Origin of the sequence: Corynebacterium sp. HMSC073D01 (assembly GCF_001815555.1) — a bacterium.
GTDB lineage: Bacteria > Actinomycetota > Actinomycetes > Mycobacteriales > Mycobacteriaceae > Corynebacterium > Corynebacterium glucuronolyticum.
Genome location: NZ_KV821018.1, coordinates 1 through 11,856 on the forward strand (window position 1 = coordinate 1; position 11,856 = coordinate 11,856).

The following is an 11,856-nucleotide window of genomic DNA, read 5'->3' on the forward strand; positions in this document are numbered from 1 at the left end:
GTGGCGGTGTCTCTTTTGCGGCCCGTCTGTTTCCATCTGGCGTGTGTGGGGAGCCGGTTGGGCCGCTTTTGGGTGTCGCGGCGTTCCTTTTGCAGCCCATCCGTTTCTGAAACCCGGGTGTTTGCACAAGGATGGGCCGCTTTCACTCAGGGGGTAACACACGCTAACGGGAGTCCCCTTTCAGCGTGAAATTCCTCAGAGACATGTTGTGGGCTGTGTCGAATCTGTAATATTTTCCTTAGACATTCATGGAAGCAGCAGGGTGATGTCTGACGGAAAAGAGCGACGGTGCTATGAAAGCTCAAATAGTGGAACGACGACGACTAGTGATCCGCTTTTTTGGGATATGTGTGGTGCTTTTAGGGCTACTCGTTCTGTGGGGTTGTAGTGCTCACGAGCCGACAGACCCGAGAGTAGAGCGGAGCGCGGAATCAAAAAATATTCCCCTCCTCCCCATGGATGTCGCAGTATTCGGTGCTGCTACGCCCGCAATGGATTATTCGGCTAAAGATGTGTGGTTTCTCTCAAATGAAAAAGGCGAATACAAAGTAACAGAAAGGGAGCAGATTTATCCTCCGACCTTTGTCAGGGGCGTGGAGGACACGTTCGCCATTATGCAAGAGGGAAATCTCCTTTTGGTGAACAGAAACGGTGAGACCGTCGCTTCACTGCCATCAGGGATGGACTCGTGGGGCATGCTCAGAGGAACTCGATCCGAGGACGGTCGCTATGTGGCCATGCTTACCTACTCTGATGATGCCGATGCTGCTCTCGTATTAAGTGATGGGCAGCAGGCTAAAGCCCAACCTCATCCCCTTGAAGTAGGGGGCATGTATATATCCAACGATGGGACCGTTTTTACTGCCACTCAAACCACGAAATTAGACTCGTCGGACCGGTCCAACGAGTTTTGCATACGGTGGTTTTCATTAGACACCGAGATGGAATCGCAGTGTCTCTCCATGGCCGAAGGGCGCAATTTTAGCTTTGCAGTCGTTGGACTGATAGATAGAGAACCGTGGACACTCGTGTATTGGTATTCCGATGATGATTCTGGTTTTAGCCTTTACAAATTCCGTGATGGCACGTGGGAGTTTGACCGGGAGCTGGAAGGGATGAAGATCGATCCACGTGAGACTGGATATATTGAGAGGGAGATGTACTACAGGGGCAGTGTGTATCTGCTCACGGATAAGCCCAGCATCATACGTTTCGCATTTCCTGATGGGAACACCACCAGTGTGAACATGGATTTCCAGGATTTGAGTGACCTCATGACTGGGACGATGATCTCCTCGACGATCGACAACAACATTGTTAGCCTCATTTTCTATCGCGACAAGAATCTTGTGGCGGGGCAATATGTGAGTTCATTCAACGTTGAAGACCCGTCAAAGAGAGTTGAGCCGTGGGATATTCCGCCGGAAGTAGTGGATTCAGGTGAGGCAAGTGTTCGTGCAGTTTATACGCTTTTCATCACCGACGAGAAAACTTGCTCGATGTTAGGGGCAGAATAGGGGCGGTGCGTGCCTCCGCTGACGTCTTTGAGTTGAACGGCAGAACAATCGCAGAAGCCGTGACATACGTATCTGTGCTGGTGCCAGTCCTGAAAGGCGGAGCAGCAGGCGTGATAGCCGGCGGCGACTAAGCGCTGTTTTCTATTTTCGTATGTTTTGAATTATCCTTTATTACCACATGCCCTCCTGGGAGGTTTGCAGAGGGTTCGGTTTTTGTTAGCCGGGCCAGTTCATTGCAGCGCGCAGGCAGGGCGTTTCCCTGGTTAGGGCGAAATGCGCACACGTGTTATAGGCACAGGCGAGAGTCGGCCGGGAAATGGTTGAGAAAGACGGACGAAGAGAAAGCAAAGATAGCGTTTTATGGCAGGCGAAGAAGGCTCCAAGGTCGAAGCATTGACGGAGTCTGCCCCGGAGAAGGGGCGGATTACCTTCGTCGGTGCTGGTCCAGGCAACCCTGACCTGCTCACGGTCACTGCGCGCAACGTGCTGGCGAACACTGCCTATGCCCTCGTTGAGCCGTCGGTTTCTGACGGCGTAACCGCAGTAATCGGGGCCGAGTTGCCCGTGCCGCCGCAGAAGAAAAAGGAGGCCGAGGAGGCCTACGAAAAGCTGTGTGCGGAGGCGAAGGCAGGGGGCGCACGCCGTCGCCCGCCGCGGCCGGCACCGCCAACGGCAGCAGAGATTACACAGATGCCCGCAGCGGACCCGGATAAGTCCGCCGATTGGCTGAAGCAGAAGTCAGATGAGGGGATCGACGTGGTGCGGGTTGTCAATGGCAATCCGCTGTCCAACCCGGCGGTTCTCGCGGAGATCAACACCGTGACGGAGCGTGGCCTCGATTTCCACATCGTGCCGGGAATGAGTCTCCCGGCGACGGTGCCGATGTTCGCGGGTATCACGCTGGACTCGAACTACACAAAGGTGGATCTCACCCGCGATGAGCAGGTGAATTGGAAGGGTCTGGCATCCGCGCCGCAGCCACTGGTGCTGCAGGCGGAGGCCGAGCACCTGCCCACCATTTCTGATAAGCTGCAGGCAGAGGGGCTGCCGAGCGTGACACCGGCGACGGTGACCGTGCACGGCACCACGCGCCTGCAGCGCACGCACGACACGACGCTCGCGAACCTCGGCAAGCTCGACGGTGACCTGCCGGGCGAACTCGTCGTCACGTTGGGCAAGGGCGTCGATGACCGCACGAAATACTCCTGGTGGGAGTCTCGCCCGCTGTACGGCTGGCGCGTCCTCGTGCCGCGTTCGAAGGAGCAGGCCGGCCCGATGTCGGCACGCCTTGCGTCCCACGGCGCGATCCCGCAGGAGGTGCCCACGATTTCTGTGGAGCCGCCGCGCAACCCCGCGCAGATGGATCGAGCGATCAAGGGCATCGTTGAGGGCCGCTACGAGTGGGTTGTTCTCACCAGCGTCAACGCAGTGAAGGCCCTGTGGCGCAAGGTGACCGCGTTCGGTCTGGATGCGCGCAGCTTCGCGGGCGTGAAGTTCGCGGCCGTCGGCGCGAAAACCGCCGAGAAGATTGCCTCCCTGGGCATCACGCCGGAGCTCATGCCGCCGTCGCGGAAGCAAAACGCGCACGGCTTGGTCGAGGTATTCCCCGAGTACGACGAGGACATCGACCCCGTCGGCCGCGTCTTCATGCCGCGCGCCGATATTGCGACGGACGTCGTGGCTGAGGGCCTGAAGGACCTGGGCTGGGAAGTGGACGATATCACCGCCTACCGCACGGTTCGCGCCGCGCCGCCGAGCGTGGAAATCCGTGACATGATCAAGTCCGGTGGCTTTGACGCTGTCTGTTTCACCAGTTCTTCCACGGTGAAGAACCTGGTGGGCATCGCCGGCAAGCCGCATTCCCGCACGATCATCGCCTGCATCGGCCCGGCCACCGCCGCCACCGCCAAGGAGATGGGGCTGCGCGTCGATGTTGTTCCGGAGACCGCGTCCATCGTCTCGCTTGTCGACGCGCTAGCTGACCACGTGGCTGGTCTTCGTGCTGCGGGTACGCTCCCCGCGCCGAGGAAGAAGCGTCGGACTCGCAAGAAGAACACGCAATAGTAGGGTAGGGGGCATGACTAAGCTGACGTTTCGTCCCCGACGCCTTCGCGTAAACCCCGCCATGCGGGAGCTGACAGCGGAGACGCATCTCCACCGTTCTGACCTGATTTACCCGATGTTCGTGGCCGAGGGAATCGACTCCCCACAGGAGATCTCCTCCATGCCCGGGCAGTACCAGCACACGCTTGACTCCCTGGTGAAAGCCGTCGAAGAGGCGGCTAACGCCGGCGTGCTCTGCGTCGACCTGTTCGGCATTCCCACCCACAAGGATGCCACCGGCTCCCAGGCGTGGGCGGAAGACGGAATCCTCAACAAGGGCGTTGCCCGGCTGCGCCAGGAGTTCGGCGACGATGTCCTCGTCATGGCCGATACCTGCCTCGACGAGTTCACCGACCACGGCCACTGTGGCGTGGTGACGGAGGATGGACGCGTCGACAACGATCCGACGGTGGAGCTCTACCAGAAGATGGCGGTCTCCCAGGCGCGCGCCGGCGCCCACATCGTCAGCCCCTCGGGCATGATGGACGGCCAGATCAGCGCGATCCGCGATGCTCTCGATGAGAACGGCTTCGAGGACGTCGCTATCATGGCCTACTCGGCCAAGTACGCCTCTGCGTTCTACGGCCCGTTCCGTGAGGCCGTGGACTCTTCGCTCAAGGGCGACCGCAAGACCTACCAGCAGGATCCGCGCAACTTCCGCGAGTCCATCAAGGAAGTGGAACTGGATATCGCCGAGGGCGCGGATATGGTCATGGTGAAGCCGGGCCTGCCGTACCTCGACGTTCTTGCAGCTGTTGCTGAAATGTCCACCGTTCCCGTGGCGAGCTACCAGGTCTCCGGCGAATACGCGATGATCGAGGCTGCGGCGGCCAATGGCTGGATCGACCGCGATAGGATCATTATGGAATCCTTGTCTTCCATCAAGCGCGCAGGCGCAGATCAGATTCTCACATACTACGCAGTAGAGGTAGCAAAGAAACTGTGACAACCACCGACGAGCAGACCATCCCCGCTACCGTAACGCTCGCGTTGCGGTGCTGGGCGGTGTTAGCCGGCGCAAAGTTCTTGGCACTCGTGTTCCAGGGCGTTGCCGGCCTGTACCCGCAATCCGCAGCACGGGAGACGCTAGGGGAGAACATCCCCGAGGGCATCGATCCTGCGGTTTATGCCAAGTTGGCTGGATTCACGGGTCTGGTTCTCAATTCCGCTTTTGGCTTGCTCTTCGCTGGGCTCATCGGCTTCTTCGCCTACCGGGTATGGCAGGGCAAGAAGCAGGCGTTTTCTGCTAATTTCACCCTCCAGCTGTTCAGCGGCATCCTCATCATCGACGCAGCGATGGGGATCACCGTCGCCACGGCGTTGGGTGTTCCCACATGGTTGACGCTGGCTATCGGCTGGGTGCAGATTCTCATCCTTGTCTCTGCGGTGATGGGCATCTACTTCAGCACTCGACATGACACGCGGACGTGGGTGGAAGCCCACCGCGAAATAGAGCAGCGGAGGCGATAACATGCCAGAGATGTTCCCCTCCATGTACAGGCCGGAAATGAATAATAACCGGCCGACACCGATGGGCTATCCAGCCTCATTGACGGCCAGCTTCTTCCTGTTCATCATCACGGCCATCCTCATGATGGTGGCGGGCCTTGTCCTTGCCACCTCGGGGTACACGGGTCCGATAGATGTGGACCCTAGTTTCCGTGTCGTCGTCGTCCGCAACCAGAAGATTGTGGCCATCTTCAACATTGTGGTGGCACTCATTATCTCCATCCTGGCCTCGCAGCTGCGCCGTGGTTCCACCATGTCGCGACGCTGGCTGGCGATTGTCGCGCTGGTAGCCGTCATCGGCAATCTCATCGCCTTTGTGGTGAAAGCAGGCGGTTTTGTTTTGGGAGTCATCCCCGTTCTGTTGGCTTTCGCTGCGCTGCTCATGTACACCTCGACGGCATCGGCGTATTTTGATCGCATCCGAGGTCTGAATGACTGACCTGAATTCTGTCGGCGAGCGTATCGCAGAGGCTAAGGCTGCCGCTGCCAAGATCGGCATTCACTATGATCGCCCGCGCAGACACAGCATCCGCGTCACCGATCCAGATCAGCCCTGGCGGGGAAATAACCTGACAAGCTACGGTCTGGAGATCGAGGGCCTCAACAACTCCGCCGATGTCTCCCAGGTCATCCGCCTGCTCGAGGAGTCGCCGGGTGTCCAGGTGAGCCTCAACTTCCTCAACTCCGTTGCGTGGGTGACGGCTCCCGATATTGTCTCGCCGTCGTTCCTCATTGAGCGCCTCAAGGAGAGCGGTTTTGAAGCCCAGCTCACCCCTGGTTCCCTCCAGCGGCGCGCGCGCCACCGTGATCTGTCGGAGCACACGCGCTTCATCCGTGAGCACGCGCCCGTAGGGGCTTTTCGACGCTATGGTCGTCTTCCTCGCTCCGAAGAGTTACGGCTCCAGCGCCTCCGCTCGGCAACGGCTCCCGAGCGTTCGTCTGGTTTTCTCCGCGCCAGGCATCCCATTGCCCACCGCGACGAGGCCACAGGCTACGAGGTGTTGTTCACCGCCCGCGAGTTGATCACCAAGTGGCGGCTCATCATCAGTGTCATTTTTACGCTGCCCATCCTCATCATGAGCTACAGCGAATCGCTGCAGTTCGACTACTGGCAGTACGCTTGCCTGGCGCTGGCAATCCCCGTTGTCACGTACTGTGCGTGGCCGTTCCACCGCGCTGCCCTCGGCGGTTTCCGCCGTGGCATGTCGGCGCTTGATGCGGCGAGCTCGTTGGCGATTATCGCCGCCTTTTGTTGGAGTATTTTCCTCCTCGCCTGCACCCCTGCGGGAAGTATCGGCTGGGAGTCCACGCCAAGCATGTTCGCCTACGATTACCGGCGCATCACCGATGGCGAGCTGTTTCTCGACGTGGCCTGCGGCACGACCGTGCTGCTCCTCTTCGGCCGCATCCTTTCCAGGCGGACCCGCTCGAATCTGTTGGAGGATTGGTCACAGCGCGAGGTTATCACTGATGTCCCCGTAACCGTTGTGCGCCGAAGCCACAAGACAGGTAAGCCCACCCGCACGACGCTGCCGATCTCCGAGGTTCGTAACGGCGATGACATCATCGTGCCCACTGGTGCCATGATCCCTGCTGACGGCTACGTCATCGGTGGTGCCGGCGAGGTGGAGCACACCTTTATCCACAACGGCACCCGCTACCGTGTAAAAGTCAACTCCCAGGTTTTTGCCGGTTCCCTCAACCAGGGTGGGCCACTGAAGATCCGAGTCACCAAGACAGGATCGCAGACCCGATTGGCCGGTATCAGGCGCTGGCTGGCGCAGGCGACGCAGTACTCCAATCGTTCCACCTATATCGCCACCAAGTCCGCCTCGATGCTGGTCCCGGCGGCGCTCACCATCGCCGTCTTGGATTTCGGGCTGTGGTGGCTGATTTCCAACAACCTCAACGCCTCCTTCGCCTCAGCACTCGCCGTGCTTGCATCCGTGGGGCCGGTCGCCATGGCCTTGTCCACATCGCTGGCGATGCGGTTGGGACTGGAAAACTGTGCGCGTAAAGGCATCCTCGTGCGCAACACGGAGACGATGCGCAAGCTCGACGATGTCGATACCGTCATCTTCAACAGGGTAGGCACGCTCGCCACCGGCGAACCGACCGTCGAGTCGATCACCGCCGCCCGTGGCGAGGATTCGGAGCTTGTCCTCCGCGTTGCCGGGGCACTAGCAATGGAGTCCCAACACCCCGCCTCGCGCGCCATCGTCCGCGCCGCCCGCGAGGCTCGCGATGCCGGCACGGGTGGCGACGACATCCCGCACTGGATTGACGTGGACGATCTCACCGTCACGAATGCGGGATCGTTTGTCGGCATGGTCACTATCCCCAATAAGGACGGCGAGCTCGTCACCGTCGACGCCGAGTTGTGGCGCCCGCGCGAGCTTTCTGAACTGCGTGGCCGCCTCGGCTCCGTCGCCATCTCCGGTGGTGCCCCGCTGATTGTTAACTGGGACGGCAAGACCCGCGGTGTTATCCTCCTCCACGACACGATCAAGGAGGATGCCGAGGAATCCATTGAAGACCTGGAGACAATGGGTCTGGAGACGATCATGATCTCCCGCGATATCTACCCCGTGGCGCGACGGTTCGCCGACACCCTCGGCGTGTCCAAGGTCCTTGCCGGCATTGCTCCCGGCAAGAAGGATCTCGCCGTCCGCAGCGTCCACACAGCCGGTGCCAATGTCGCGATGATTGGCGATTCCTCCGTCCTCCCCTGCCTGCGCGTCGCCGATGTGGGTGTGCTGTTCGGCACCGGCGAGTCCCTGAACACGAAGGAAGCGGACGTGGTCCTATTCCGCGACGATGCCCGCTCCATCCCGGAGATGATGGCCTTGGCGCGCCGGGTATCGGCTGTGGCGGACAGGAACATTGTCTTTGCCTGGGCCTATAACATTGCCGCGATGGTTGCGTCCATCGCCGGTGTGCTGCATCCGATGGTTGCCACGCTGCTCATGGTGGGTTCCTCCCTCGTGATTGAGGGGGTCTCGTCCCGCGTGCGAAACTATTAGGGCACAATGGGGGGTTATGAACCGCAGACAGCTGACCCATGCACCGCTACTTCAAGCCGCCCGCGGCGAAACCCCCGACCACACCCCTGTGTGGTTCATGCGCCAGGCGGGGCGCAGCCTCCCCGAATACCGTGAGATCCGCGCAAATATAGGGATGCTCGACTCCTGTTTTAACCCGGAGCTTCTCGCCGAGATCACCCTGCAGCCCGTGCGCCGACACGGCGTCGACGGCGCGATCCTATTCTCGGACATCGTCGTCCCACTGAAGGCCGCCGGTGTAAAACTGGATATCATCCCCGGCCGTGGCCCCGTCCTCGATCATCCGCTGCGCACTCGCGCCAATATCGAGGCACTGCCGGTTCTCGAGCACGAGATCACCGAGGTGGCGCAGGGCATCGAGATCATCCTCGACGAGCTGACGGATACGCAGACGCTCATCGGCTTCGTCGGTGCGCCATTCACTCTGGCGAGCTACCTCGTAGAAGGCGGCCCGAGCAAGAACCACATTCACACGAAGACCCTCATGCACAATGAGCCTGAGACGTGGAAACTGCTCATGGAGAAGATCACCGCCACGGTGACGGCCTTCCTGCAGACGCAGATGCACGCAGGTATCGACGCCATGCAGCTTTTCGACTCCTGGGCAGGATTTCTTTCTGAACATGATTACAGGCGCTTTGTACAGCCTTACTCCGCCCGTATCCTGGAGGCAGCGCGCGAGATCCCCCGCATCCACTTCGGCGTGGGCACGGGCGAGTTGCTCCCAGACATGGCGGCCGCCGGCGCCGATGTAGTCGGCGTGGATTGGCGTGTACCCCTGGATCGGGCGGCCGAGCGTATCCATCGCGTGTCCGGCCGAGCCACGGGCCTGCAGGGCAACCTCGATCCGGCAATCCTCTTCGCGGGCGAAAAGACCATTGCCGATGAGATCGCGCGCATTACGTCAGAAGCCAATGCTGCTATCAGCTCCGGTGATGCTGTTGGGCACATTTTTAACCTGGGGCACGGTGTTCTCCCGGAAACAGACCCAGATGTCATCACCCGTGCTGTGGAATTGATACATCGCTAGTGCTGCTACAAGTAGGAAATTCCTAGGTTCCACGTGCCTTCGCGCCATGTGTCCCGCGCGGCATATACTGGGAACAGGCAAGAAAATAGGATAGTAGCCGAACAAAGCTACCTCACGCGAGCCCGGATGCTGCGGGTACAAGGATGTCAACGCGCAGGTGGATAAACACCGCTAGAACTCAAGCACTAGGAGTCGCTTGACTCAACAACCCGGCGCCCAGAGGCGCAGCTCTCCGTGGGAGCTAGCCACCTCCTGGAACGCCGGCAAAGAACCCATGGATGGCCCGCACATTCTCCCAAGGTATGAGCAACACCCCAGCTCTGCCGTAGGCAAATCGGAAAATATGAAATGCCGCGCGTGTGAGATCGCCTGCGCACCATCTCAGCGAATTTCCAATGTGACAGCACGGGAAAACTCTTGGCACGGCAGAAACCGTAGCTCTCAAACCGCCGGCGTGGCTGGGAAACGGCGCCTAAGCGCACCGGGTGAAGAACAAAGGTATGGCCAGAGAAGGATCGAGGTTGAGCCATTTCACCACGTTTGGTGGTGCACACCTGGATAGCCTGTTCGGTTCCTGGTATGGAGCACGACGCGTTGGTGCAACACATGAGCGCGACCCGTTACTGAGGTAGATGTAGGGGAGAGCGGTTACGTACCGATGCCCCCGAGCTTCAAGGCACCACAATGAATCACGCATGCATAAAGGGAATGTGGGGCCTACTCGTCACCGGCAGTCCCTCCAGGTCGCACAATGAACGCAGCCGGGCGCCCGCCAACTATTCGGGGAGAGACAACCCTACCGCGCAGGTGAATGTGGCCGTAGCCGACGCTTACCGCCAGCTCCTAAGCAGGTTTGGGGCCCTGTGCCTGGCGCCTGCAGCAGAAAGATCGAGGGAGGGCTGTCCATAAAAAGTGGCGGAAAGAGTGTATGGCCAAATAATCCCGGCGCGACGGCAAGCGCTGAGAGATTCGTAGAAAAATTGGGATCGTTGCCGTGTGCTAGGGGTGCTCTAAGGCTTGGGTGTACCTCTATATATCGGGAGTTTCTTGGGTTATAGCATAGAAGCTCCCCACATTTTTGGGTTGCGGCGAGACCAGAAAGTGGGAAGGGGCCGTTTATGAATCTCAAAACCAGGAAAACTATGTGAAGGTAAGACATCTAAATGTGGCGAACGGCCAGTGCCTAGGTTGAAAATACTATTCGGTCCCGTATATTCCTAAGAAAAATTCACCATTGGTGTGTACATTGTCAAAATCTCAAAAACCTTCACATAAAGCTGTGAAAGTGCATAGGTAACGTAATTATAAGGGCTAATTGGCGGTCTTAAGTATGTGAAAGTGCTGGTAAAGGCGTAATTGCCGACCTTTAGGTGGGAATTATAAAGGCTAGCGTAAGTTATGAATGACGTTGAATATATAGGAATCGCCAGCACCGAACGGAAGGGTCCTGCGGGAACTTTGCAGTGCAAAACAACTGGTAGAGCCACAAATGGACAAGAAACATACGAGACTTTACGGCCCATTTGCACATTTAAGGTAAGAGGGGATAAGCTGAGAGCAAGATGTGAAGAGACTGATTTTGATGTTAGTTTCTCGCAGGACCATATCCCCGATCAAAATGGAGAATTAAAATGTCAACAACCTCAAGGAAGGGAAGGGGTGTGCTGAAGCGCACCGGCTTTCGCCTTGTTGTAGCTACGGCTACATCCTTGTCGGTCGTTGCAGGTGTCACTGTGGCACCGCATGGACCAGTAACTCCAATCGCGCATGCTGCACCTAAGCTGATTAACAACATGCAGACGCAAGAAGGCTACACGGACCAGAAAGTCTGGGACGTGTATGCCAAAGGGCTTGATTCCACTGCTAACGGTGGTAAAGGTGCGGGGGGTCTCGTCCGTGCCGTGCGCAATGGTCGCTTTGGCATCTGGATTGACCAGAACCAGCAGGCACCTGAGGTGCCAAACGGTTTTGCAGGTTCGGGTAACTATACCAGGGACTGGAAACTATGGGAGCCGGAGGAGAAGGACTTCACTCACACCTGGGGGCCGTACCAAAACGGTGGTGTGCAGTGGGGTGAAATTGAACCTGCACGCAAGATTGCGATCCGTAACCTTCTATGGCGATACATGGATGACTATATCCATGGACGCATGGATGAAGGCAAGGTTAAAGATGCCGCGCTGTACATTCTGGCAGGTACTGATGACCTGGAACAGAAGGGGGATATCAATAAGCGGAAATTCGTGGAGCAGTACTTTAATACCCCGAGAGCCCGTGAACAATTCACCGAGTGGACCGGCTACAAACTTCTCGACGTTGATGGTGGGAAACGTCCTGGTAGTCTTTATGGCGACCAGATCACCCAGGTGGGTTACGAATTTGACAAAGAAGTTCCGCTAATCCCTGGTGCTCCAGAGCTTAAGGTCATCAATCCTAAAGGTTCTATTTCTGAAAACAATCAGAAGGCTATGAAAACTTGGGAGGCAGCTCCCGGTCGCGTCTTGGTTGTCGATTTGGCAGCTATGCTGAAGGACACCGACAATGATGGCTTGCATGATTATGAGGAGAAGAAGCTCGGTACTGATCCGAAGAATCCTGACACCGATGATGATGGTTTGACCGATGGGGATGAGGT

At 58.3% G+C, this 11,856-nt stretch carries 8 protein-coding genes; all 8 read left to right on the plus strand.

Going from position 1 to position 11,856, the window contains the following annotated elements:
• The first annotated feature begins 455 nt into the window (after nucleotides 1-455).
• Complete coding sequence (locus HMPREF3044_RS01470; RefSeq protein ID WP_070738997.1) at nucleotides 456-1,517, plus strand: hypothetical protein; 1,062 nt, start codon at nucleotides 456-458, stop codon at nucleotides 1,515-1,517.
• A gap of 360 nt (nucleotides 1,518-1,877) precedes the next feature.
• On the plus strand, nucleotides 1,878-3,581 hold the full coding sequence (locus HMPREF3044_RS01475; protein ID WP_070738993.1) for a uroporphyrinogen-III synthase: 1,704 nt from the start codon (nucleotides 1,878-1,880) through the stop codon (nucleotides 3,579-3,581).
• A gap of 13 nt (nucleotides 3,582-3,594) precedes the next feature.
• Nucleotides 3,595-4,566, plus strand: a complete 972-nt coding sequence (gene hemB, locus HMPREF3044_RS01480; RefSeq protein ID WP_005390660.1) for a porphobilinogen synthase — start codon at nucleotides 3,595-3,597, stop codon at nucleotides 4,564-4,566.
• Nucleotides 4,563-5,090, plus strand: coding sequence for a hypothetical protein (locus HMPREF3044_RS01485; RefSeq protein WP_005390657.1), 528 nt, complete (start codon nucleotides 4,563-4,565; stop codon nucleotides 5,088-5,090). The genes hemB and HMPREF3044_RS01485 overlap by 4 nt, the downstream gene beginning before the upstream one ends.
• A 1-nt stretch (nucleotide 5,091) precedes the next feature.
• On the plus strand, nucleotides 5,092-5,568 hold the full coding sequence (locus HMPREF3044_RS01490) for a hypothetical protein (RefSeq protein WP_070738994.1): 477 nt from the start codon (nucleotides 5,092-5,094) through the stop codon (nucleotides 5,566-5,568).
• A complete protein-coding gene (locus HMPREF3044_RS01495; RefSeq protein ID WP_070738995.1) occupies nucleotides 5,561-8,152 on the plus strand; it encodes a heavy metal translocating P-type ATPase in 2,592 nt (863 codons plus the stop codon). The genes HMPREF3044_RS01490 and HMPREF3044_RS01495 overlap by 8 nt, the downstream gene beginning before the upstream one ends.
• A gap of 16 nt (nucleotides 8,153-8,168) precedes the next feature.
• Complete coding sequence (gene hemE, locus HMPREF3044_RS01500) at nucleotides 8,169-9,221, plus strand: uroporphyrinogen decarboxylase (RefSeq protein ID WP_070738996.1); 1,053 nt, start codon at nucleotides 8,169-8,171, stop codon at nucleotides 9,219-9,221.
• 1,661 nt (nucleotides 9,222-10,882) lie between these two features.
• The coding region (locus tag HMPREF3044_RS01505; protein ID WP_246820824.1) for a thrombospondin type 3 repeat-containing protein at nucleotides 10,883-11,856 on the plus strand (974 nt) is incomplete at its 3' end.